19 protein-coding genes are annotated in these 22,958 nt (G+C 63.7%); 12 read left to right on the top strand and 7 right to left on the bottom strand.

Going from position 1 to position 22,958, the window contains the following annotated elements; translation table 11 throughout:
• Window position 1: 1 nt before the first annotated feature.
• Complete coding sequence (gene eutB / locus WS87_RS32870; protein WP_059820753.1) at window positions 2–973, bottom strand: hydroxyectoine utilization dehydratase EutB; 972 nt, start codon at window positions 971–973, stop codon at window positions 2–4.
• Between the two features lie 108 nt (window positions 974–1,081).
• Window positions 1,082–2,494: a MocR-like ectoine utilization transcription factor EhuR gene (gene ehuR, locus WS87_RS32875; RefSeq protein ID WP_059820752.1), complete on the bottom strand. Its 1,413-nt coding sequence runs from the start codon at window positions 2,492–2,494 to the stop codon at window positions 1,082–1,084.
• A 402-nt stretch (window positions 2,495–2,896) separates the two neighbouring features.
• Between ehuR and WS87_RS32880 the strand changes: the two genes are divergently transcribed.
• The 8 genes from WS87_RS32880 (at window position 2,897) to WS87_RS32915 (ending at window position 9,927) form a co-directional block, all read left to right on the top strand.
• Entirely contained in the window at window positions 2,897–3,376 is a 480-nt protein-coding gene (locus tag WS87_RS32880; protein ID WP_059820751.1) for a MarR family winged helix-turn-helix transcriptional regulator, read from the top strand.
• Window positions 3,373–5,523 (top strand): FUSC family protein, encoded by a 2,151-nt coding sequence (locus WS87_RS32885; protein WP_059820750.1) that lies wholly within the window; start codon window positions 3,373–3,375, stop codon window positions 5,521–5,523. The genes WS87_RS32880 and WS87_RS32885 overlap by 4 nt, the downstream gene beginning before the upstream one ends.
• A 34-nt stretch (window positions 5,524–5,557) precedes the next feature.
• Complete coding sequence (locus WS87_RS32890; RefSeq protein WP_044849171.1) at window positions 5,558–5,770, top strand: DUF1656 domain-containing protein; 213 nt, start codon at window positions 5,558–5,560, stop codon at window positions 5,768–5,770.
• A 2-nt stretch (window positions 5,771–5,772) separates the two neighbouring features.
• Window positions 5,773–6,726, top strand: coding sequence for an efflux RND transporter periplasmic adaptor subunit (locus WS87_RS32895; protein ID WP_059820749.1), 954 nt, complete (start codon window positions 5,773–5,775; stop codon window positions 6,724–6,726).
• A complete protein-coding gene (locus WS87_RS32900) occupies window positions 6,723–8,222 on the top strand; it encodes an efflux transporter outer membrane subunit (protein ID WP_059820748.1) in 1,500 nt (499 codons plus the stop codon). Before WS87_RS32895 ends, WS87_RS32900 begins: the two co-directional genes overlap by 4 nt.
• 188 nt (window positions 8,223–8,410) lie before the next feature.
• Window positions 8,411–8,836: a TOBE domain-containing protein gene (locus tag WS87_RS32905; RefSeq protein WP_059820747.1), complete on the top strand. Its 426-nt coding sequence runs from the start codon at window positions 8,411–8,413 to the stop codon at window positions 8,834–8,836.
• Between the two features lie 16 nt (window positions 8,837–8,852).
• Window positions 8,853–9,485, top strand: coding sequence for a nitrogen fixation protein NifQ (locus WS87_RS32910; protein ID WP_059820746.1), 633 nt, complete (start codon window positions 8,853–8,855; stop codon window positions 9,483–9,485).
• A gap of 76 nt (window positions 9,486–9,561) precedes the next feature.
• The gene (locus WS87_RS32915; protein WP_059820745.1) at window positions 9,562–9,927 is read left to right on the top strand and encodes a bleomycin resistance protein; all 366 of its coding nucleotides are present in this window, start codon (window positions 9,562–9,564) and stop codon (window positions 9,925–9,927) included.
• 114 nt (window positions 9,928–10,041) lie between these two features.
• Here the strand turns inward: WS87_RS32915 and WS87_RS32920 are convergent, their stop codons facing one another.
• Window positions 10,042–11,103, bottom strand: a complete 1,062-nt coding sequence (locus WS87_RS32920) for a DMT family transporter (RefSeq protein WP_059820744.1) — start codon at window positions 11,101–11,103, stop codon at window positions 10,042–10,044.
• A 569-nt stretch (window positions 11,104–11,672) separates the two neighbouring features.
• Window positions 11,673–12,329, bottom strand: a complete 657-nt coding sequence (locus WS87_RS32925; RefSeq protein ID WP_059530813.1) for a ProQ/FinO family protein — start codon at window positions 12,327–12,329, stop codon at window positions 11,673–11,675.
• A 676-nt stretch (window positions 12,330–13,005) separates the two neighbouring features.
• Here WS87_RS32925 and WS87_RS32930 point away from each other — a divergent pair.
• Window positions 13,006–13,590 carry a DUF2889 domain-containing protein gene (locus WS87_RS32930; protein ID WP_059820784.1) on the top strand — a complete coding sequence of 195 codons (585 nt, stop codon included), beginning with the start codon at window positions 13,006–13,008 and terminating at the stop codon, window positions 13,588–13,590.
• Window positions 13,591–13,767: 177 nt separating this feature from the next.
• Here WS87_RS32930 and WS87_RS32935 read toward each other — a convergent pair whose 3' ends face one another.
• Window positions 13,768–14,259: an NAD(P)H-dependent oxidoreductase gene (locus tag WS87_RS32935; RefSeq protein ID WP_059820743.1), complete on the bottom strand. Its 492-nt coding sequence runs from the start codon at window positions 14,257–14,259 to the stop codon at window positions 13,768–13,770.
• A gap of 193 nt (window positions 14,260–14,452) precedes the next feature.
• Window positions 14,453–15,106: a TetR/AcrR family transcriptional regulator gene (locus tag WS87_RS32940; protein WP_059690981.1), complete on the bottom strand. Its 654-nt coding sequence runs from the start codon at window positions 15,104–15,106 to the stop codon at window positions 14,453–14,455.
• An 84-nt stretch (window positions 15,107–15,190) separates the two neighbouring features.
• Here WS87_RS32940 and WS87_RS32945 point away from each other — a divergent pair, with 84 nt between their 5' ends.
• The 3 genes from WS87_RS32945 to WS87_RS32955 all read left to right on the top strand — a co-directional run bounded on the left by WS87_RS32945 (window position 15,191) and on the right by WS87_RS32955 (window position 19,816).
• Window positions 15,191–16,318, top strand: coding sequence for an MBL fold metallo-hydrolase (locus WS87_RS32945; RefSeq protein ID WP_059820742.1), 1,128 nt, complete (start codon window positions 15,191–15,193; stop codon window positions 16,316–16,318).
• A gap of 1,778 nt (window positions 16,319–18,096) precedes the next feature.
• Window positions 18,097–18,792 carry a ParA family protein gene (locus WS87_RS32950; RefSeq protein WP_006759638.1) on the top strand — a complete coding sequence of 232 codons (696 nt, stop codon included), beginning with the start codon at window positions 18,097–18,099 and terminating at the stop codon, window positions 18,790–18,792.
• The gene (locus WS87_RS32955; RefSeq protein ID WP_059820741.1) at window positions 18,785–19,816 is read left to right on the top strand and encodes a ParB/RepB/Spo0J family partition protein; all 1,032 of its coding nucleotides are present in this window, start codon (window positions 18,785–18,787) and stop codon (window positions 19,814–19,816) included. Before WS87_RS32950 ends, WS87_RS32955 begins: the two co-directional genes overlap by 8 nt.
• A gap of 95 nt (window positions 19,817–19,911) precedes the next feature.
• Here the strand turns inward: WS87_RS32955 and WS87_RS32960 are convergent, their stop codons facing one another.
• On the bottom strand, window positions 19,912–21,228 hold the full coding sequence (locus tag WS87_RS32960; RefSeq protein ID WP_059820740.1) for a replication initiation protein: 1,317 nt from the start codon (window positions 21,226–21,228) through the stop codon (window positions 19,912–19,914).
• Between the last annotated feature and the right edge of the window lie 1,730 nt (window positions 21,229–22,958).

The raw sequence follows: 22,958 nt of genomic DNA on the forward strand, positions 1-22,958 counted from the left end.
GTCAGTTCTCCGAAACGAGCCGGCGATGCACGGCCATGTCGATGTTCGCGCCGCTGACGATCACGACGATCGGACCGCCGCGATCTCTGTGCGCGATCCGTTCGTCCAGCAATGCGGCAATGCCGACCGCACCCGCGCCTTCCACGACCAGGCGCTCTTCGCGGTACGCATGTGCGACGCCCCGCGCGATCGCCGGCTCGTCGAGCAGCACGACGTCGTCGGCCAGCGCGCGCGTCATGTCGAACGTGCAGCGGTTGTCCAGGCCGATGCCGCCGCCGAGCGAATCGGCAAGCGTCGGCTGTTCATCGATGTCGACTGGTCGTCCGGCCGCGAGGCTCGCGTGCATCGCGGCGCCGCGCGCCATCGACACACCGATCACCTCGATCGCGGGTCGGATCGCCTTCGCAGCAAACGCGACGCCGCTGAACAATCCGCCGCCGGACAGCGGCACGACGAGCGTGCACGTATCGGGCAGCGCTTCGAGAATCTCGACGCCGATCGTCGCCTGTCCGGCGATGATGTGCGGATCGTCGAACGGCGGCACGTACGCGTAGCCTTCGTCGCGCACGAGGCGCCGCGCCGCGGCCTGCGCATCGTCCTGGCTGTCGCCGGCGATCACGACCCGCGCGCCGAGCGCGGCGACCGCGTCGACCTTGTTCGCCGGCACGAGCGACGACATGCAGACGGCGGCCTCGATGCCGAATGTGCGCGCCGCATGCGCGACCGCACGGCCGTGATTGCCGGTCGACGCGGTGACGACGCGCGTCACGCGCCGTGCCGCGAGTTCGGCGAGCGCGTTGGTCGCGCCACGCAGCTTGAAGCTGCCGGTCGGCTGCAGCGTTTCGAGTTTGAGGTGGACGGAAGCGCCGACCCGCGCGGACAACGCGGCGGACGCGACGAGCGGCGTGACGCACGCATGCCCGGCGATGCGTCGGCGCGCGCGGTAGACGTCGGACAGCGACAGAAGGGACATGGATCGCACGCCTCATCATTGATGTAGTGCGATCCAGTCTAATGTTCCAAATTGCGCTTTCGAATGTCCTGATACATTGTGCGTCGCTGGCACGACGCCCGCTTCGCTTCAGTGAAAATCGTGCACGTGCGGATACTGCTCGAACACGCCCGCGATCGTCGCGAGCGCGGCATTGCATGCAGCATCCGTCGTCTCCGCACCGATGCACACGCGCACCGCGTTCGGCCGCTCGGTGCCGCCGACGAGGAACGGATCGGGCGACGTCACGGCGATCTTGCGGGTCCGCAATTCGCGCACGAGCCGGTCGGCCTGCCAGTAGTCGGGCACGCGCAGCCACGCGGACAGCGCATTCGGATGCGCACCCAGCACATACGGGCCGAGCGTGGCCTTCACCATGTCCTGGCGCACCGCGAGCCGCTCCCGCTGCAGTTCGACGAGCCGTCGCGCGGTGCCGTCCGCGATCCAGCGCGTCGCGATCTCCGCGATCGGTGACGTCGCCATCCAGCTACTCACGCGCAGCACGCTCTCGACGCGCAGCGCGAGCCGCCTCGGCATCGCGAGATAGCCGGTGCGCAGCCCGGTCAGCACCGATTTCGTCATGCTCGTGCAGTAGAAGCCGAGGTCCGGAATCAGGCTCGCGATCGGCGTGGCCGTCTTCGCGGGCAGCGGGCCGTATACGTCGTCCTCGATCACATACACGCCGTAGCGCGACGCGATGCGCGCGATCGACTTGCGGCGCGAATCGGACATCATCGATACCGTCGGGTTATTGAGGGTCGGCGTGCAGACGAGCGCACTGATTCGCTCGCCGTCGCACATTTCCTCGAAATGTTCGGGACGGATCCCGTGTTCATCCATCTCGAGCCCCTTCAGCGTAAACCCGAGCACGTTCGCGGAGCCGATCACGCCGTGGTCGGTCAGGCTCTCGCACAGCACGGTGTCGCCCGGCCCGACGATCGACGCGAGCGCGAGAAAGATGCCGTGCGCGGCACCGTTCGTGATCAGCAACGATTCGGGATGAATCGGCAGATTCAGCGACGCGAGCCATGCGGCACCGGCTTCGCGATGCGCATCGAGGCCCGCGATCGGCCGGAACGAGCGGATCCACGGCTGGTCGTCGGCAGCGGCCAGCGCCGCGCAGACGGCCCGCCACGCGGCGTCGTGCTCCGGCGTGTGCACGATGCGCGCGATCGAGAAGTCGACCAGTTCGCGCTCGGCCGTATCGAGGATGTAGTTCGACATCGATTCGGTCACGCGCGCGGCCACGAAGCTGCCGCGCCCGACTTCGCAGCGGATCAGGCCCTGTCTTTCGAGTTCCTTGTAGGCATTGGTGACGGTCTGCACGCTGACGCCGAGACTCGACGCCACGTCGCGCTGCGGCGCGAGCCGCGCGCCCGGTGCAAGGGCGCCGCTTTCGATGTCGGTGGCGATCGCCTTTACGAGCCGCTTGTATTTCGACTCGATGCCGTGCACCGCGCCGATCGCGTCGTGCCAGCGCGCCGATACCTCGGTCCGTCCCATCTCGATGTCTCCGTCGTTGCTTCCGCATGGTCGCTCAGAAAGACACCCGGAGATTATTGTCCTAGTGCAATCGCGTGCGGAGGCAGGACAGTACGGTGCGCATCGCGCGATCCCGGTCGGGCGGCACGGCCGGTACGCGATCATCCAGATCGCATTTTTCTTACAACGCCCCTACAACCCACGCCGGACCGCCGACCCGCCACGTGCGATCGCCGCGCTCGATCCGGATTGCACGCGACATGTAAGGATCCGCCGCTCGCTTGCAATTTGACAGCTTGACCGGCGCCGGACCGACCGCCTAAATTGCTCGTTACAGGTCGACGCCCCGGGCGTGCGGCATGACATGCGAGTGACAAAAACGATAGTTTGCTATCGAATGTTTTTGCCCCTATCATCTCGCCCATGCCCAATCTGCACGACCTCCGCCTCGCCGTCAGCAGCCTGCTGGTGCTCACCGCGCGCAAATGGCGCCGCACGAGCGACACCGTGCTGACCGCGTACAACGTGTCCGAAGCCTGCGCGACGCCGTTGCTGATTGCCGGCCGCCTCGGCGAGGGCGTGCGCCAGGGCACGCTCGCCGAACACGTCGGCATCGAGGGGCCGTCGCTCGTGCGCCTGCTCGACCAGCTGTGCGCGGCCGGCCTCGCTCGCCGCGACGAGGATCCGCACGACCGCCGCGCGAAGACGATCTCGCTGACGGCTGCCGGCCGCGCGGTCACCGCCAAGATGGAGGAAGATCTGCGCGTGCTGCGCGCCCAGGTGCTCAAGGGCGTCACCCGTGCCGATCTCGAAGCGACGCTGCGCGTGTTGAACGCGTTCAACGCGGCTGACGTGCAGCATCCGGCGTCGCGTCCATCTCACCCCGCCGATTCCGCGCCATGACCTATCCGAGCCTTCGCGACTGGCTGTTCTCGGGCAAGACGTTCGCCGCGTCGATGCTGGCGTTGTACCTCGGCCTGTATTTCCAGCTGCCGCGCCCTTACTGGGCAATGGCGAGCGTCTACATCGTGTCGAACCCGTTCGTCGGCGCGACGCGCTCGAAGGCGCTGTATCGCGCGCTCGGCACCGCGCTCGGCGCGGCCGCCGCGATCCTGTTCGTGCCGCCGTTCGTCGAGACGCCGTTCCTGTTCAGCATCATCGTCGCGACGTGGTGCGGCACACTGCTCTACCTCGCGATCTCCGACCGCACCGCGCGCAGCTACGTGTTCATGCTCGCCGGCTACACGATGCCGCTGGTCGCGCTGCCGACGGTGACCGATCCGTCGACGATCTTCGACGTCGCGATCGCGCGGACCGAGGAAATCGTGCTCGGTATCGTGTGCGCGAGCGTGGTCGGCAGCGCCGTGTTCCCGAACCGGCTCGCGCCGACGCTGATCGAGCGCACCGACGCATGGTTCAAGGACGCGGCGTTCTACGGTCGCGAGACACTGTCGGGGCACATCGCGGGCAAGGCGCTGTCGGCGTGCCGGCAACGCCTCGCCGCGACCATCACCGGTCTCGAATTCCTGCTGAGCCAGTTGAGCTACGACCATGCGCACCCGCGCGTGCTCGCCCGTGCGCAGGCGCTCGCGGGCCGCATGCAGCTGTTCCTGCCGCTGATGTCGTCGCTCGCCGATCCGCTGATCGCGCTGATGCGCGACCTGCACGTGCGGCCACCGGCACTCGACGCGCTGCTCGCCGACGCGGCAAAGTGGTTCGACGCGCCGCTGCCGGCCGTGAAGACCGGCACCGACGGCGACGTGGCCCACGATCCGGTCGCGGACAATCTGCGCGAGCGCATTGCGTCGCTGCAGCCGTCCGACAGTGCCCTCGCGAGCTGGGACGGCGCGTTGCTGTCGAACGCGCTGTGGCGGCTGCATCAGGTCATCGACATCTGGCAGGACTGCCGCTCGCTGCGCGCGCTGATCGCGAACGAGTCGGGCGTCTGGCAGCCGCGTTTCCGGCACTGGCGGCTCGGCGGCACCGAACGCTTCTTCGATCGCGGGATGATGCTGTTCTCGACGCTCACCGTCGTGCTCGCGATCGTGGTCGCATGCTCGCTGTGGATCTCGTCAGGCTGGCACGACGGTGCCGCGGCCGTCACGCTCGTGGCCGTGTCGTGCAGCTTCTTCGCCGCGCTCGACGAGCCGGCACCGCTGGTGTTCAAGTTCTTCCTGTCGACGGCCGCGAGCGTCGTGTTCGCCGGGCTGTACCTGTTCGTCGTGCTGCCGCACGTGCACGACTTCCCGATGCTCGTCCTGATGTTCGCGGGGCCGTTCATCCTGATCGGCACGCTGTTGCCGCGCCCGCAGTTCAACATGGTGACGATGCTCGTCGCGGTGAACACCGCCACCTTCATCAGCATCCAGAGCGCGTACGACGCCGATTTCTTCGTGTTCCTGAACAGCAACCTCGCGGGTGTCGCCGGGCTGCTGTTCGCGTACGTCTGGACGCGCGCGACGCGTCCGTTCGGCGCGGAACTCGCGGTGCGGCGCCTGCTGCGTTCGGGCTGGGAAGACGTCGCACGCTCCGCATCGACGCAACCACTCGACGACCAGCGCAACCACGCGTCGCGCATGCTCGATCGCGTCACGCAACTGCTGCCGCGCCTCGGCGCATCGGACGACCACCGCCATCCGTCGATCGAGAGCTTCCGCGACCTGCGCATCGCGCTGAACGCGCTCGACCTGCGCCGCTCGCGCCGCAAGCTGACGGGCGACGTGCCCGACGCGATCGACCGCGTGCTGGCCGGCGTCACCGATCACTACGCGCGCTGCGCGGCCGCGAATGCGCGACAGCCTGCACCGCCGGCGCTGCTCGCATCGATCGACGACGCGCTGCAGCGCGTGGCCGGCCGCAACCTGCCCGGCACGGCCGCCGCATCGGCGGGCGACGGCACGACGCACGCCGCTCCCGCAGCGCCGACCACGCCCGCGACACACCGCCGGCTGCGCGACACGCTGCACGCGCTCGTCGGCCTGCGCCTGTCGCTGTACCCGGCCGCGTCCGCGCAGCCGCCGCGTGCCGCACCGGACGGAGCGCCCGCATGATCCCGCTTTCCAACCTGTCTTTCCGACCGCGACCATGATCGGCGAAATCGACATCTTCGGCGTATTCGTGCCGGCTCCGCTCGTGCTGATGCTGATCGCCTACCTGATCAACATCGTCGTGCGCGCGCTGCTCGAACGCGTCGGCTTTTACCGCCTCGTCTGGCACCGTTCGATCTTCGACCTCGGCATCTACGTGTTCGTGCTTGCCGCGGTCGTCATCGTGTCTCACCATCTCGTGGCTAGCTAACCGTGAAAAAAACCTGGCTCTCGGCAGGGCAGATCCTGCTCACCCTGATCGTCGTCGTCGTGGCCGCCCTCGTACTGTGGCGGATCATCAACTACTACATGTTCTCGCCGTGGACACGCGACGGCCATGTGCGCGCCGACGTGATCCAGGTCGCGCCCGACGTGTCGGGGCTCATCACCGCGGTGCACGTCGCCGACAACCAGGAGGTGAAGCGCGGCCAGGTGCTGTTCGTGATCGACCAGGCCCGCTACACGCTCGCGGAGCGGCTGGCCGAAGCGACGCTCGCGCAGCGTCGCGCGACGCTCGCTCAGGCGAAGCGCGAATATGCGCGCAACCTGCAGCTCGGCAACCTGGTCGCCAGCGAGCAGGTCGAGGAAAGCCGCACGCGCGTCGAACAGGGCGAAGCTGCCGCCGCCGATGCACAGGTGTCGCTCGACACCGCGAAGCTCAATCTGCAGCGCACGACGATCGTGAGCCCGGTCGACGGCTACCTGAACGACCGCGCGCCGCGCGTCGGCGAATACGTGCCGGCCGGCCGCGCGGTGCTGTCGGTGGTTGACCGCAATTCGTTCCGCGTCGACGGCTACTTCGAGGAAACCAAGCTGCGCGGCATCGGTATCGGCCAGCCGGTCGACATCGTCGTGATGGGCGAGCCACATCCGCTGCGCGGCCACGTACAGAGCATCGTCGCCGCGATCGAGGATCGCGACCGCACGCAGGGCGCGAACCTGCTGCCGAACGTGAACCCCGCATTCAGCTGGGTGCGGCTCGCGCAGCGCGTGCCGGTGCGCGTCGTGCTCGACGAGGTGCCCGACGACTTCCGGATGATCGCCGGCCGCACCGCGACCGTCGCGGTGCGCACCGACACGCGCCGCGACGACAATGCGAAGCCGGCCGCCGGCGCGTCCGCGGCATCCGCGCCCGCGGCCGTCAGCGCGACGGGGGCATCGCAATGAAGCGGCACGGCCTGCGCCTCGCGGCGGCACTCGCGCCGCTCGCGCTCGCACTCGGCGCGTGCAAATCCGTCGGCCCCGACTACAAGCTGCCGCAGCAGGCATACGTGAATGCGCCGCTCGCGAACCACGCGCTCGACGACGCGAACGGCACGCTCGTGTCGCGCGACGCAGTGCCCGGCAACTGGTGGCAGCTGTACGACGATCCCGTGCTCGACGAACTCGTGCGCAGTGCGCTGAAATCGAACACCGACCTGCGCGTCGCCGCGGCCAACCTCGCGCGTTCGCGCGCAGCGCTGGAAGTCGCGAACGAACAAGGCGGCTTCTCCGGGAGCGCGGAAGCAGCCGTGCAGCGCGCGCAGGAATCGGCCGAACAATATCTGCTCGAAAACAAGTTGCCGGTCGTGAACGAAGGCGCGGTCGGCATCAGCGTGTCATACGAGCTCGATCTGTTCGGCAAGCTGCGTCGCGGCGTCGAGGCCGCGCGCGCGGACAGCGAAGCCGTGCAGGCGGCCGCCGACCTCGCGCGCATCACCGTCGTCGCGGACGTCGTGCGTGCATACGTCGAATCGTGCTCCGCCGGCGACGAACTCGCGATCGCGAAGCAGTCGCTCGCGCTGCAGCAGCAGCGCGTGAAGCTGTCGCAGCGCCTGCGCGATGCGGGACGCGGCAACCAGACCGACGTCACGCGCGGCGTCACGCAGGTGCGCACGCTCGCGGCCGACATCCCGCGCTTCGAAGGCCGCCGCAAGATCGCGCAATACCAGCTCGCCGCGCTGCTCGCGCGTTCGCCCGCGGACCTGCCGAAGGCAGTCGCCGAATGCGAGCGCCTGCCGAAGCTGCGCCAGCCGATTCCGATCGGCGACGGCGCAGCGCTGCTGCGCCGCCGTCCCGACGTTCGCGAAGCCGAGCGTCAGCTCGCCGCCTCGACCGCACGGATCGGCGTCGCGACCGCCGCGCTGTATCCGTCGATCAGCATCGGCGCGTCCGCCGGTTCGGTCGGCGTCGCCGCCGACCTGTTCTCGTCCACCACGAATCGCTGGTCGTTCGGACCGCTGATCAGCTGGTCGTTCCCGGTCAACGGCCAGCGCGCGCGCGTGCGCGAAGCCGAGGCGGCGACCGGCGGCGCGCTCGCGCACTTCGACGGCGTCGTACTGAACGCGCTGCGCGAGACGCAGTCGAGCCTTGCGACCTATGCAGCCGACGTGCAGCGCACCGACGCGCTGCGCACGGCCTACGAATCGGCGCGCAGTTCCGCTGACGAAACGCATCGGCTGTATACGGCCGGCCGCGAATCGTTCATTTCGGATCTCGATGCGACGCGCACGCTGACGAGCGTGCGTGCGCAGGTCGCCGCGGCCGAAGGTCAGGTCGCCGCAGACCAGGTGAAGTTGTTCCTCGCGCTCGGCGGCGGTTGGGAAGGCGATATAACGGCCGCGGCGGTGCGGCAGACGTCGGCGGCGGGCACGCCAGCTGCTGCGTCGGCCGCCGCGAAGTAGTAAGCGCAGTAAGCGCGCGCGGCACGGCGTGTACGACGCGCCTGCCGTCGCGCAGCATCGTGCGCCGTTTCGCATGTCCGGTATGTCGATGCCCACGTCGCGCTTGACTTGCATTGCCGGTAAACTCGTCCGCGGTTTCCGCTGTTCGCTCGCCGCCCGCCGGGCGGCCCCTTTCCTGGAGAGTCATCATGCGCACCAGCGCCCGTAATCAATTCGCCGGCCAGATCAGCGCCGTCAAGCCCGGTGCCGTCAACGACGAAATCACGCTGCGTACCCAGGACGGCCTCGACATCGTCGCCGTGATCACGCACGGCAGCGTGGCATCGCTCGGTCTCGCGGCCGACGCGAAGGCCTTCGCGCTCGTCAAGGCATCGTCGGTGATCGTGATGGTCGACGTCGACGGCAGCAAGGTGTCGGCGCGCAACTGCGTCGCGGGCACCGTGTCATCGATCGCGAAGGGCGCGGTCAATTCGGAAGTCGTGATCAAGGCGGCAGGCGGCGCCGAGATCGTCGCGATCGTCACCAACGACAGCGTCGATCGTCTCGGCCTTGCGAGCGGCAAAGCCGCGTCCGCGCTGTTCAAGGCGTCGAGCGTGATCGTTGGGGTCGAGTGATCCTCCGGTGATTGCAATGACGTCCGCGCTCGAGCATGCGCATCGACGCATATTGCAAGCGCTGCTGTCCGGCGCGGCCGACACCGATTCTCCGGGTGCACGTCTGTTCGGTGAACTCATTGCGGCACGTGCGTGCCGCAACGAGCTCGCGCTGCTCGGCCTGTCTCCCGCCCGGTTGAACGGCCTGCTTGCCCGCCAGTTTCCGCGCCTGAGTTCCGCCGTCGCGTCGGCGCTCGCGCCGACGGCCACCGTCGCACCGCTGCCGGCCGCGCACGCGCAATTCGTCGAGACACTGCACGCGCTGCTGATGCGGGATGCATATCCCGCCGTCGCGCACGACGACGCCGACTGCGTCGCTGCAATCATCGCGCATGCGTGCCTGCGCCCCGATCACCTGTGGCGCGATCTTGGCCTTGACGGACGCGACGCGGTAACCGCGATGCTCGATCGCTATTTCCCCGCGCTTGCCGCACGCAATGTCGCGCAGCTGCGCTGGAAGAAATTCCTCGCGCAGGAAGTGGCCGCATCGCTCGGCCGGCCGCCCGGGCCCGCGCCCGGATGCCCGGGCTGCGAGGATTTCGGATTCTGCTTCCCCCGGGGCGATAATCGCGACGGCGGCCTGCGCAGCTTGTCGGTGCGCATCGTTTGACCGATGATGCGCGACATCCCGTCCGCGCGTTTTCCCGCGCGTTCATTCGACCGCAACGCTCACTGGAGAACCCGCCTTGACCGACTTTGCGAGTCCCAATCTGCCGTCGCGGGATTTCGAAGCCACGTCGCTGTTCTACGCGAAGCTCGGGTTCGTCGAAACCTGGCGCGACGACGGCTGGATGATCCTGAGACGCGGCGATCTGCTGCTCGAATTCTTTTCGCATCCCGCTCTCGACCCGGCCACGAGCTGGTTCAGCTGCTGTTTCCGGCTCGGCGACGTCGGCGCGTTTTTCGACGATGTGCTCGCCGCCGGCATTCCGGAACGGACGACCGGCTGGCCACGCGCGCATCGGCCGAAGCGCGAGGCATGGGGCGGCACCGTCGGCGCGCTGATCGACCCGGACGGGTCGTTGATCCGGTTGATTCAGACAGAAGACTGAGTCGCAATCGAACGACGTCGACGCGACCCCGCGGGCACCCGATAACGTCCCCATAAACAGCTACTTTGCGATGCGCATTGCACGCCGCGCGCGCCGTTGTCCGTTGCCGCGCAATCAGTGCCGATGGCGGTGGTGAATGTCCGGGAAATGCGCGTGACTGTGCGTGATCGGCAAGTGCACGTGCGGATGCGTGTGCGGTTCATCACCGTCATACGGAAAATCGTGCGTGTGCTGATGATGTTCGTCATGCCGATGCCGGTGCGTATGCTCGAGTCGTTCATGCGCGTGCTCGTGTTCGTGCCGTTCGCGCACGTGCAGCCAGATGCCGAGCGCCATCAACGCGGCCGCGATCCAGAACGTGACGGACGGCAGCGCCGGCCAGATCAGCAGCGACAGCACGACACCGAACAGCGGCGCCACCGAAAAATACGCGCCCGTACGCGCACTGCCGAGATGGCGCAGCGCCACGACGAACAACACGAGACTGATCCCGTAGCCGCCGAGGCCGGTCAGCATCGCGGCGGCCGCGGCCGGAATGGCAGGCAGTGCCGCGCCGGTCGCGAGCGCGATACCGATGTTCACGGGCCCGGCGACCAGGCCCTTCGCACACGCGATGACCATCGCATCGTTCGCGGCAACCTTGCGGGTCAGATTGTTGTCGATCGCCCAGCACAGGCATGCGCCGGCAATGAGCAACGCGCCGATCGGCACGCCCGCGCGCCCCGGGCTCCACGACAGCAGCGTGCCGCCGGCGACGATCGCGACCATGCCGAGAAACACCTGAAGATCCACGTTCTCGCGAAACACGACCCACGCGATGACCGCCGTCAGCACGCCTTCGAGATTGAGCAGCAGCGCACTCGTCGCAGCCGGTGTGCTCGACAGCCCGAGCATCAGCAGCGCCGGCCCCGCGACGCCGCCGGCCGCGATCGCGCCGGCGAGCCACGGCAGGTCCGAGCGTTGCAGCGGCGCGGCGTTCTCGGCCGGCGCGCGGCGGCGGCGCAGCCCGCGCAACAGGATTCCGACGCCGAGGCCGATTCCGCTGCCGAGATAGAACAGGCCGGCGACCATGAACGGCGACATCGCGCCGATCAGTGCCTTGGCGAGCGGCGTCGCGGCGCCGAACAGCGCGGCAGCCGTAAGCGCGACGAGAATCGCGGAATGTCTCGGGTTCATGATGCGGTCTTTGCGTAGCGCGTTGTGCGTATGAAATCGGCAAGCTTCGTGTGATGCGGTGATGCGTACGCCTTGCCGGTGCCTTTCAATTTTGGGGAATGTCGGACGAATTGCGCCGGCTTTCAGGTAGCTGTCGCGTCATGCGCGACCGGCAACGCTCCGGCCCGACGATTCGTGCCGGGGAGATTATCGCGTGTGTGTGACTGGTCGCCAACTGACGGGCGGGCGACCGTGCGGTGCGTCCGGACATCGCCCTGCGGCCTTTCAAATATGGCCGCACTTCGCGTTTATGCTGCGGCCCACGTGCGACAAGTTCGTGTGGGAGCGCATCCAGGGTTTCATCTTCAATCCGATTACATTAGGAAAACGAATTATCGTGACGAAACGTGAGCGAGTGGACGTGGGTCACGATTGGCAGTTCGATGAGGATTGGGTGAGGCTGACTGGCTGTGTCGCCAGCGGAGGCAGTCCCGACCTGCCCCGGAGGACAGGTCGGTCTGTCATGTGTGCGCTGCATGCGTGGTGCAGGCAGGCCGTCACCGCGCGGTCGCGCAGTGACACATCGCGTGTTACTCGCTCGCGGCCGTTTGCTGCTCGGGCTGCGGTGCTGCGTCGGCCGGTGCTTCCGCGGTCGCAGGCTGCGGCGCGGCTGCAGCCTGCGCTTCCACCTTCGGCTGCTGCGGTGCGCCCTTCGCCGCTTGCGCGCCGCCCTTGTTGCCCGGACGGCGCGACTTCAGCCGGCGCGCACGCGCCGCGTCGTCGTGCGTCACGCGCCCCGCTTCGTTACCTTGCAGATCGACCCGCACCGCGTCTTCGACGAGACACGACCAGTAACGATTGCCGCGGCACCACGTGGACATCGCCTCGCGCAGCTCGGCCTCGCTCAGGCCGACAGCTTGCGCCTCGCGAGCGAGGTCGTCCCAGATACCGACCTTCAGCGGCACCTTCGGAGCCGGATTCTTCGGGAACGCGCGCGGGAAGCGGCGCTGCAGTTTGCCGATCGCGACGATGACCGGATCGACCGGCGTCGACGGCTTCGCCGAAGCGGGCTTCGCGCCGGACGACGCTTTGGCCCCGGCACCCGATTTGGCCCCACGAGCGGGCCGGTCGCCGGACTTCGGCTTCGCGCCTGCGTCCGGTTGCGTAGCCGGTCGCTTCGCGTTGCGCTCCTGCTTGGCCTTTGCTGCGAGCTGCGCCCGCAATTCGGCAAGTTGTTCAAAACCCATAAATTCAATCCACCAGGAATATAAGGTGTGGTTCGTGCAGCCATTCCGCACATCGGCGTTCGCCGCATCGCCTGCGGCTCGTCTGCCACCGACGCGGATCATTGCGGGGCCGCATCGCCACCACCACTGTTTCAGGCACCCGGCCACGATGCCGGATAAAGGCAGGAGTGGAAGTATACCGGTACGCGCGGCAGTCGGTTGACTCACCGGTTCGCATTTGACGGATCCGATGGAAAGGCAATGCGTCCGCGCGGTCGTGTTGCGCATTATGGCGGCGTTTTCGCGGTGGATCGAGACTCGCGTTACGTAGTGTCGTTACTGGTCTTTCGGATTCAGTGCACCAGTTACGCGATGCATCGGTTATTCCACAGTACGAAATGGCGAGCAATGGTACGGATAGCGAAGACGTCAGATTCTGCCGATTCGCATCGTCCGAAAGACCGGGCTTTCGCATACGATACGCGCGGCGCGGCGAGCGTGCATCGATCTCTACCGTCAGGCTATTAGTTGCGGCCGCATCGATCGTCGAGCGCATGCCGGCATCGGAAAGTGCGTACTATTGGCCGGATCGACAGCGTCGGCGGTTCGCCGTGGCCGGCTTCACGACGCGCTGTTCAGTCGACGACATCGCGGTCGAATGCAAAATGACCCCGGCCGTACGACACGGAGCGAATACATGAATTCCCGACACGACTTCCCGCACGACGGCATCACGCGCGAAGAGATTCACCATCGGCAGATCGACATGCGCGGCTATCGGCGCAGCGACGGTCTGTTCGAAGTCACGGCCTGTCTCGCGGACCGCAAAACGAGCGATTTCACGCCGCCCGGCGGCACGCGCACCATCGCGGCGCTGGCGCCGATTCACGATCTCGGCGTAACGCTGGTCTTCGACACCGACATGATCGTGCGCGCGGTATCCACGTTCATCAGGTCGCATCCTTATGCACAGTGTCCGGGCGGCGGCGACACGCTGCAGGCGCTCGTCGGACTGCGCATCGGTGCCGGGTGGAACAGCGAGGTCCGCAAGCGTCTGCCGTCGTGTGACACGTGCACACATCTGAAGGAAATTCTCGGTCCTGTCGCGACCGCGGCCTATCAAACGACGGTCGGCGTGCGCCCATCGTCACTGAATCAGCGAGGCGATGACGGGAAACCGCTCAAGATCGACAGCTGCCATGCGTATGGCGCTTCACGCGATCTCGTGAAAAGCCTGTGGCCCAAATACCATCGGCCGCCAGTGTCGACAAAGGCCGACTAAGGCATCGACATTCCACGGGTGCAGCTGTCGCAAACGGCAATGCGATTCGCACGAGCGATGTCTCGCGCAAAATGCGCGTCTCGGGAATTCGCTGCAATCGGCGCCATACGGCAGGCGTCGCGCTCCGGTCATTGCGCGCTGCCGCAGCCCCGCTTCGGCCGACTTGATCGCCGGCAATCAGAACACGCCGAGTGCAAGACCCGCAGCGAGCCCCGCGCCGATCTCCGCGCAGCGCGCGAGATCCTCGCTGCCAATCGTCTTCGGCGCGAGGATCCGCTCCGGCGTTTGCGCATGGGTGCAGATAATCAGGCCCGGCGACACATTCCTGAGCCGCCATCCGGTGGCGATCCGGTCGATCTGACGCAGCGCGTTCTGTCCGTCACTGCCTGCGCAGATCATCGTCGCATACGGGCGACCGTTCACGCGATCGAGCGCTGCGTAGTAACAGCGATCGAAGAAATCCTTCATCAGCCCGGACATCGCGGCGAGATTTTCCGGCGTCGCGAACAGGTAGGCGTCGGCGGCGAGCACGTCGTCCGCGCTGGTCGCATCCGCACGCTGCAACCTGACGTCGACGCCGGGTTGCGCGCGCGCGGCAGCCGCGGCCGCTTCGGCCATTTGCTGCGTGCCTCCGGTCATCGTGTGATAGACGATCAACAGCGTCTTCATCGGTTTTCGCTCGCGTTCGGTTTCATTTGCGCGTGCCGCATGCGTCGGTGCGGCTCAATCTGGCTACGTAGACGTGTGTACCAGTGCCTGAGTTCGCCGCTTATCGAATGGCGCTTTCCTCGAGGCGGAGGATGAGGCTCGCGTTGCGGATATCGACGCGACTATTCCGCATCGCGCTTCGCGCGACGCGCGATCAGTCTTGCACTGTACGTGACACATCGGCGTGATCCGCGCGCGCGTAGTACGCAAGAAACATGTCAGCAGCCGTTTCCGCGACCTTCTGTTGTTCCTGCACGCCGAGCGGCGGCTGGCCCATCGTCACTTGCGGCCAGAACGCGAACGCTTTCACGATCCCGTGCAGTTGATGCGCGGCAAATACGGGATCGGTCACCGACAACCGGCCAGCCGCCGCGGCCGCACGAATCCAGACCGTCACGTCTTCTTCGCGCTCGCCCATGCGTTCGACCATGTCGCGCGCGCGCTCCGGCGAATGGATAGCCGCACCGATCGCGACGCGGGCGAGTGCAAGAAACGCTTCGTCGTTCAGCAACCGCAACTTGCGGCCCAGCAGCGCGATCAGTTGATCGCGCAGCGGGACATCGGCGCAGTAGGCCGGCGCGCCGGCGGTCAGCGTTGCGTCCCACAGCTGATGCAGGATCGCCGCGAACAATGCTTCCTTGCCCGGGAAATGGTTATAGACGGTGCGCTTCGACACGTCCGCGCGAGCAGCGATGCGATCCATGCTGGTCGCGTCGTAGCCGGCCGCGAGGAATTCGTCGATCGCCGCGGCGAGTATTGCCGCACGCTTTCGGTCGGTCAGCCGTTGAGGGGAAGTGCTCGTATTCATTCGAAAAATTTTACACCCCAGAGTTTACTTTTTACAGAGATAAACTACACTGCTCGGTGTACTTTATTTTCCGGACGAATCGACATGGCTTCGCCTCTCGTATTTCTTCATCGCATGTTAGGTTTCGCCGCCGCCAGGCGTGGCCGCACCCTGTCTGGCGAGTCGCCGCAGCACAACGGCGAACGCTTCAGCAACGTTGCACCGCGACCGGCCGAAGGCTTCGGTAAAACGCTCGGCATTGCATGGAACATGCTAGTCAACAAACCACGCAACACGGTTCCGACAGGCGCATTGCCCATCGATTCACTGACTCGCGAACAACTCGACGCGGCCCCCGACCGCAGCCTGTATCGGCTAGGGCACTCGACGCTGCTGTTGAAACTGCGCGGCGAATTCTGGCTGACCGATCCCGTATTTGCCGAACGCGCATCGCCGTTCCGGCGCATCGGCCCGAAACGCTTCCATGCGTCGCCGATCGCGCGCGAGGACCTCCCGCCGTTGCGTGGTGTGCTCCTGTCGCACGATCACTACGATCACCTCGACCGTGAGACGGTGCTTGCGCTTGCGGCGACCACTGGCGTGTTCGTCACGACGTTGGGCGTCGGCGACCGCCTGATCGAATGGGGTATCGACGCAAAAAAGGTACGCCAGCTCGACTGGTGGCAAAGTGTCGAAGTCGATGGCCTGACGCTGACCGCGACACCGGCACAGCACTTCTCCGGGCGCAGCTTGTTTGACGGCAACAGCACGCTATGGGCGTCGTGGGTCATCGTTGACGACGACCTGCGGGTGTTCTTCAGCGGCGATACCGGCTACTTCGACGGTTTCCGGACAATCGGCGAACGGCTTGGGCCCTTCGACGTGACGCTGATCGAGACCGGGGCATACGACCCGCAATGGCCCTACGTGCACATGCAGCCGGAAGAAACCGTGCAAGCGCACATCGACCTGCGCGGGCGCACGCTGATGCCGATTCACAACGGCACGTTCGATCTCGCGATGCACCGTTGGCAGGAGCCGTTCGAGCGCGTCACCGCGTTGGCAATGGTGCGCGGCGTCGAGCTATCGACGCCCAGGATGGGCGAGCGACTCAATCTGGATGCACCGCATCGCGGCGAACGTTGGTGGCGAACGGTCGATGAGCCAGCAAAGGCTTCCGCAACGAAGACGCGCCGGAGGCAGCAGCTGTGCGCATCGCAGGCGACGAAGTAGGTTCGTTGGCCGCGGCGGTTTCTGGACGGGAACGCCGCGGCGGTGAATTTTCGTTGTGGTATGCGACTTAGTAGCGGACTCTTTGGGCGATCGTCGGTGACGATGATTGGTCGCCCCCGATAGCAGACATCCGGAGAAGTGGGAGATATACACCACCGGTGGCGATGCGCTTCATCCTCTTGACGCAAAGTCTGCAGATTCTCCTTCAGCGGCATTGTGATGGACACCGGCAAGACGCATAGGAAACGGTCTTCCGAGGCCGTCTACAGAATCCGCCTTCGCTCAACGCCGCCTGCGTGCGCGTCGCAAATGCAATATCGGCCAGACGCCCGCTTCAATTTCCCCGATGCCGACAGGCTTGCGATCCGGCACCGTCGCCGCAGCGCGTTGTCACGTGACAACTAGCGATATAGAACTCGCTACACCTAGCAAGTCCCTGCTGGTCGATCCACGCGATGTCTTGGATCGCCAATAGGCCGATCGAACTGCGTGTCGACTCAAAAAAATCGTATCGTTTATCACAAAACACGTCTCATTTGACACGCTATCACGTGGAACATCATTATCCAGACACGATAACGCACGTCAAGTTCATGCGCCCCTATTTCATCCGTCGCACGCACCCGTTTTGCGTGAAACAACGTGAAGAAAGTGGCGCAACCCATTGCTAGACAACGGTTTCCGAACGCCCCCTCTTTTTCAAAATTGTTTCACGCCCTGCTGATTTGCGCCGTCTCTCCTCGCCGACGCCAAGGAATTTGCGCCTCAAGCCCCATCGAGAACGTGTGGCGCAATGCCGATTCCCTCGACCGTCGGAGCGGCGGCCAACACAACAAGATGCGATATCTGTCCCGCCCCCTACCCTATGTCATTGCCTCTGGATGTCGAATCGCCTCTTTTATTGGGGTCATATCATATCGCCAGAATTAGTGTGCCTCCGCAGGATAGAGACACGCGCGGCGCGGGCATGCCTACCCAAGACATCAACCGGCTCGACCAACATCGATCGCTGACATATCCCCGGCTAATCCAGCACCTCCTCATAGGGCGACACTGAAGATACGGCATCGGTGTCAAGACCCCCACCCCGGCATCCGTCCATAACGGTTGTCACGTGACAACAACCCGATGGTTTGCGCAAAAGTGACCTGGACCCAATCGAACACGACCAACTCATATATTGCACGGATTTCTTCGCACCCGTACCGTCTACAGTAGTTACGCTAAGGCAAGAGATGGGTGCCCAAAATCAACGCTTGGGTGCGTTGTCACGTAACAACCCGCATCAGTGCCAGTGCCAGTGCCAGCCGTCATATCTGAACGCAGGGCGCCGTAACGAGAATCGAGGAAGAAGAAATTGTCGGCATTACCATCTCGCGTCGTGTCTGCATGCTTCCCACCCAGCAGCATTTGGGGCTCTAACCCGCCAAATCGGCTTGTCACGTGACAACTTTAGATCCCGACGCAGCCCAGAGCGGTTCACAAGCCGATTGCCAACTTGCGCCGGAATTTCCAACGATGGCGAGACCGCATTCGGGATCAGCACTGTGACCCATGGTCACTATCGACACTGAAGTCATTAGCACCTTCCATCTCGAATGGAATGTCATATGTTTTATTTCTCATTCGCGTTCGAATTACAAGTAACTTTCTATCCATTTGATTAGCTTGTCACGTGACAACAACATCTATCCGAAAATCCTTCTGTTCATCCAATACTTTTCTGGACTTTTTAGCAATATCTGCATATATTACGCAAAACTCCTTGGAGGAATTTAATGGCTTTCAAGATCGCCGTCAGTAATCAAAAAGGTGGTACTGGAAAGACCACCATCTCCGTCAATATTGCTGCAGCCTTCGAGGCGGGCGGCAACAAGGTCGCCTTGATCGATGCCGACCCTCAAGGCACGTCGGTCAGATGGGTGACGAGCGGCGAAAATACGCTGCCGATGACAGTTCTGTCGCTGGCCCCCGCCGGCCGTGGCATCGGCGGCGAGATCAAGAAGCAGGATGCAAATTTCGATGTGATCGTCGTCGATTGCCCCGGCAACCTCGAAGACCCGCGCATCGCATCCGTGCTCGAAGTCGCCGACTTCTGCCTCGTGCCGCTGTCCCCATCGCCGGCCGACCTGTACAGCACCGTCGCGATGATTCGTATGATCGAATCGATGCGTGCTGTTCGTAACCCGAATTTGTCTTCCGCGCTGATGCTGAATAGCGTCAATGGAAAAACTAAAATGCGAGAAGAAATTTTAAAAATTCTAAGGGCTGAAGAAATAGGGGAGCATCTGCTCGACAGTCAGATTGCGCAACGCGAGGTCTACCGGCAGACATTTGCCCTCGGCACCACGATCCATCATCACAATCGATACCTGAAGGGACTGAAGGAAGCCCGCGCGGAAATCGAGAGACTGGTCACCGAAATGGCCCAATACATCGCGTCGACGCGCGCTACGGGAGCCGCTCATGGCTAAGGACACATCGAAAGACAAGAAGCCGACCGGCAACCTGCATCTCGCAGCAGGCTTGCTGCGCGGGCTCGCACAGGAAAACGCAGCGCTGGAAACGCGCCTGCCCGAGCCGACGCCCGCGTCGAATCCTCCCGTCGAAGCCACAACCCCCGTCATCTCGACCGCCGTCCCCCCATCCGACGCGCTCGATCTCGGCGCGCCGCAGAAGGTTGCGGTCAAGGACTGCATCCCGAACCCGTTCAACCCGCGCGTGTTCTATTCCGAGTCGAGCCTGCACGAACTCGCACTGACGCTGAAGCGGGAAGGGCAGATCGAGCCGATCAAGGTCACGCGTCTTCCGGAATTTCCCGGCAAGCTCGTCGTGATCGACGGGCAACGCCGCTTGCGCGCGACGAGCATCAACGGCGACGAGACGATCAACGCGACGTTTCGCACGGACCACACGCCCGAGCAGCTCTACACGATCGCGTATCGCGCCAACCACGACCACGAACGCCAGACCATCTTCGACGATGCAGTCGCATGGAAGCGTCTCCTCGACGAAAAGGTATTCCCCGACCAGAACACGCTCGCGGAGAAAATCGGCAAGGACAAGGCATCGATCAGCAAGACACTGTCGCTGAACGCACTGCCGAACACACTGCTCGAACGGATGGCCAGCGCGAACGATGTGGTCGGGCTGCAGGCCGCGTACTTCCTGAAACTAATTTTCGAGCGCCTGGGCGAACCAGCTGCCGACCGTCTGCTCACGGCGGTGATCGACCGGAAAAAGTCCGTGCGCGACCTCGAGAATTTCCTGCGCGCACAGAGCGACGGCAACAAGAAGACCGGGCGCACGCGTTACAGCGTTCGCCACGATTTCGCGCTTGAGTCACGCGCGATCGGCCAGTTGAAGACCTATCCGGACGGGCGTCTGGATCTGCAACTGAAGGGGGTCGATGCGTCCCACCAGGAAGCGCTCGCCGACCGGCTCAAGAGCGTGATCGACGCATACGTCGCTGATCTGGCGGTAGCCGCGCAAAAATAAGAGAAGGCGACCAAAGCAAAGGCCTCGCACCTGCATGGCACCGCGCGGCCGGATGAAGTCCGGTGCACGGCGCATGGCAGGCTGCGAGGCCTTGATCAGTTGGTCGCGAGGCTGCTTTTCAGCAGGAATTCCAGCAAGTCGTCCGAGGTCGGTTCGCCCCAGGTATCGAGCGCCAACCATCGGAAGAAGCTGGTTTGCGCCAGCTTACTCGCCTTCTTCTTCGGCGACAGCGTGAGATCCTTCGAACCGGCCACCGTTTCGTTGTAGCGCTCGATCAGCTTGGTCTGGTCGTCGATCTCCAGCTCGCGGAAATACGCGCCGGCTTCATCGACCTTCGCCGCCAGGTATTTGTCGCGAATCTGTTCCTGCTTGCTCTGCCTGGATTCCTTTGTCGGCGCGGCCGTTTCGGTCCCCTGACCGTCGGCCAACGTATAGCCGTGCGTCAGCGCCTTGCGGAAATACGCGGCCACGTTGTCGACCGGCGCTGCGTTCTTCTTCGTAGTCCGATTGAGCGTATAGGCGATCGCCGCCTTGATGCGCTGCACACCGTACTGCGTGATCAACCGGCGCGCTTCCGAACGCGGGATGCCGAACTTGGCGACCTCGTCAACGAGTGCTTCGTTCTTGACGTCGCCTTCCTCGACCGTATCCGCGCTCTGCTTGCGCGTCACCTTGAACTGTACGGCCTCCACGCTGCGACCTGACTTGTGTTCGATCAGCTCGAGCGTATGGTCGGAAACTTCGTTCACCTCCTGAATGCACGGCACCAGGACCTTGCTCTTGAAGAGCTTGTACTCCTTGTACGACTGCGACGCCTTGTCCTGACCGAGAATGAGGTCGCGGAATTTCGGCAGCGGGATCTTTGCCGTGATGCCGATCCCCTCGTAGCGCACCGTGTTTTCCCAAAGGGCAAGCGAGTGCGAACGCCGAAACTCGCGCGCGATCCGCATATCGATGAGCGCGTAGATTTCCGGATTGAGTAGCTCGCTGCGAATCTGGTCGGAGAAGCTGTACTTCAGCACCGATTGCTCGAGCTCGGCGCCGGCGAGCAGGCCCGACGCCTTCCACACCGTCGAGCGATCCGCGGCAAGGTAGTCCCAGTTGACGACGGTACTGATCAGCGAGTTGACCGTATCCTTCACATACTTCGTGTTGTTGCTGTTCAACCCGCTCTCGTGCGACAGCGCGGCGATCGAGATCGAGAAGCTGGTCCGGCCGGGTTCGAACGCTTCCTGACGAAGGGCGTTCTTGATCAGCGAGCTGAACATCTTGCGCTGCTGCAGGCCGATCTTTCCGGACTTCGGAGCGATATGAATTGCCTGGACCGCCTTGCGCAGCAGATCGGGGGGCTCGGGCGTCTGAAATAGCGAAACCTGCTTGTCGGAGCCTTTGATTGCGGGCTTGCGCGGCATCGTGATGTCCGGAGAAGGTGACCGTATTGATGGCGGACTTTATACCTTTTCGAGTTATCGGGCAATGCCTTCTTCTCCAGTATCACTTCCAATATCGCCGATAACACCGCGTCTTAAAAGGAAAAATTCCATTTTTACGATTTGTGCGGAACCCCATATCCATATACCTTTCCGCCAAAATCAGCTCCCAAAACCTGCTACCTGTGTGGTCTGTAGCCAGAATCCGGCACGGGACTTGCCCAACTGAAGGTAGCCATTCATGGGAAATAATCCGGAAGAACGGGATCGCTGAACTCGATTCGTGGTGCCCTGCAACACGGTCTGCATTCCCCCATAACACACTACCTTTAGCACATCCCATGAATGGTTACCTATCCCGATCCTCCAACTCGGCGTTTTGCCTTCATCTGCGCTCGGCAACCGAAAATACCTCCCATGAATGACTACCTTGGGATTTCCCCACAGAAGGTCACCTTTCCGCCGGCCTGATACTGTTTATGGGACCCCAGTTCCGAGGGGACAAGCAGGACTAGATCATTCTGTCCGCGACGGCACCCATAAATGACTACCTGGAATCCATCCCATAACCGGCAACCCCACATGAAATGCTGTGCCCGCCACCGTAGACGAAACAGCAAGGACGCACCATAAATGGGTACCAATAGATTCCCCCCATAAAAGGTTACCTGAGGCGTTTTTGGGCCAAAATCCCATAGCAGGCTACGCGTGCCCCATATCCACAACCCCCATTTCCCACAGCGCGGTACCCGATTCCCCAAATCCACAGACCTGAAACCCCATACCCTTCCGCCTGTGCCCCCATAAATGGGTACCGAACACCTGTCAAACCCTTGCCAGACAAGGCTGTGAGCCGTCTAAAAGTAGTTAAAGAAGTAAACGTGGTTTACCAAAGATGTAAACACACGTGTGCCTGTGCAGAAAAAGCAACCCCATAAACCGCTACCAAAGCGAACCGGTGAGGCTCGACGAGCACAGCAATTCTGGGCCTAATGCCTGTGGGACCCTCAATCTCGGCCTTATTTTGCAAGCGTCCGAGGCCTGGCAAGGCTCCCCATGAAGGTGAGTACCTACTAACAAACACTCAAACGTAGAAACTTATGGGAGGAAATCCCCGCTTTCAGTCCCCAGGTTCCCATTTATGGGATCGAAAAAGGGCCCCCAGCGGTATGTTTCCCATCCGGGATTACCCGCAGACTACGGACGCTGCGGCCAACAAGGGAGTGCCGCCGGTTCTCGTCATGGCAGTGAGAAATCATTGGAATTCATTCTCAAGCGGTTTTTTTAGCGTTCGAGTCGGTGCTTCCGTGGAAAAGTCTTCGACTGTCACGTGTTGGTCTGTCTGGGGCTTTCTGCTCCATGACCCGTGCACAGACGAAATGGGCTGGCTCTTGCACCGGTCACTCTCCGTCGCGGTTTTCTACCTTTGAACCGGCATCGGAATTGCCACTGTGTCTCGACCGGCGCGACGAAAACCCATCGCTGTGCCGAGCGAGACGCCAACCGCGCCGCTAGATAACAACAATCCTGGCAACTGCCTCGAACGTGAAGCTGGCGCCATCAATATGGCTCACCCTCATCGAACCCGTGCTCGAATCCCGAAAATTCTCACCGCCCGAAGTTACCGCCTCCTGTAAAAGCTCACCTACAAGGCGTCTGTCGGACGAACAAACCATGCACGCGACGCCCCCGCACCAGATGCAGTCATCCGA

Source organism: Burkholderia sp. MSMB0856 (genome assembly GCF_001524645.2).
GTDB lineage: Bacteria > Pseudomonadota > Gammaproteobacteria > Burkholderiales > Burkholderiaceae > Burkholderia > Burkholderia diffusa.

Coding starts and splice junctions, on each gene's coding strand:
- WS87_RS32930 (WP_059820784.1), top strand. CDS start 13,006: ATGAATTCCCGACACGACTTCCCGCACGACGGCATCACGCGCGAAGAG.
- WS87_RS32945 (WP_059820742.1), top strand. CDS start 15,191: ATGGCTTCGCCTCTCGTATTTCTTCATCGCATGTTAGGTTTCGCCGCC.
- WS87_RS32940 (WP_059690981.1), bottom strand. CDS start 15,106: ATGAATACGAGCACTTCCCCTCAACGGCTGACCGACCGAAAGCGTGCG.
- WS87_RS32920 (WP_059820744.1), bottom strand. CDS start 11,103: ATGAACCCGAGACATTCCGCGATTCTCGTCGCGCTTACGGCTGCCGCG.
- ehuR (WP_059820752.1), bottom strand. CDS start 2,494: ATGGGACGGACCGAGGTATCGGCGCGCTGGCACGACGCGATCGGCGCG.
- WS87_RS32890 (WP_044849171.1), top strand. CDS start 5,558: ATGATCGGCGAAATCGACATCTTCGGCGTATTCGTGCCGGCTCCGCTC.
- WS87_RS32935 (WP_059820743.1), bottom strand. CDS start 14,259: ATGAAGACGCTGTTGATCGTCTATCACACGATGACCGGAGGCACGCAG.
- WS87_RS32955 (WP_059820741.1), top strand. CDS start 18,785: ATGGCTAAGGACACATCGAAAGACAAGAAGCCGACCGGCAACCTGCAT.
- eutB (WP_059820753.1), bottom strand. CDS start 973: ATGTCCCTTCTGTCGCTGTCCGACGTCTACCGCGCGCGCCGACGCATC.
- WS87_RS32880 (WP_059820751.1), top strand. CDS start 2,897: ATGCCCAATCTGCACGACCTCCGCCTCGCCGTCAGCAGCCTGCTGGTG.
- WS87_RS32950 (WP_006759638.1), top strand. CDS start 18,097: ATGGCTTTCAAGATCGCCGTCAGTAATCAAAAAGGTGGTACTGGAAAG.
- WS87_RS32925 (WP_059530813.1), bottom strand. CDS start 12,329: ATGGGTTTTGAACAACTTGCCGAATTGCGGGCGCAGCTCGCAGCAAAG.
- WS87_RS32960 (WP_059820740.1), bottom strand. CDS start 21,228: ATGCCGCGCAAGCCCGCAATCAAAGGCTCCGACAAGCAGGTTTCGCTA.
- WS87_RS32885 (WP_059820750.1), top strand. CDS start 3,373: ATGACCTATCCGAGCCTTCGCGACTGGCTGTTCTCGGGCAAGACGTTC.
- WS87_RS32910 (WP_059820746.1), top strand. CDS start 8,853: ATGACGTCCGCGCTCGAGCATGCGCATCGACGCATATTGCAAGCGCTG.
- WS87_RS32900 (WP_059820748.1), top strand. CDS start 6,723: ATGAAGCGGCACGGCCTGCGCCTCGCGGCGGCACTCGCGCCGCTCGCG.
- WS87_RS32905 (WP_059820747.1), top strand. CDS start 8,411: ATGCGCACCAGCGCCCGTAATCAATTCGCCGGCCAGATCAGCGCCGTC.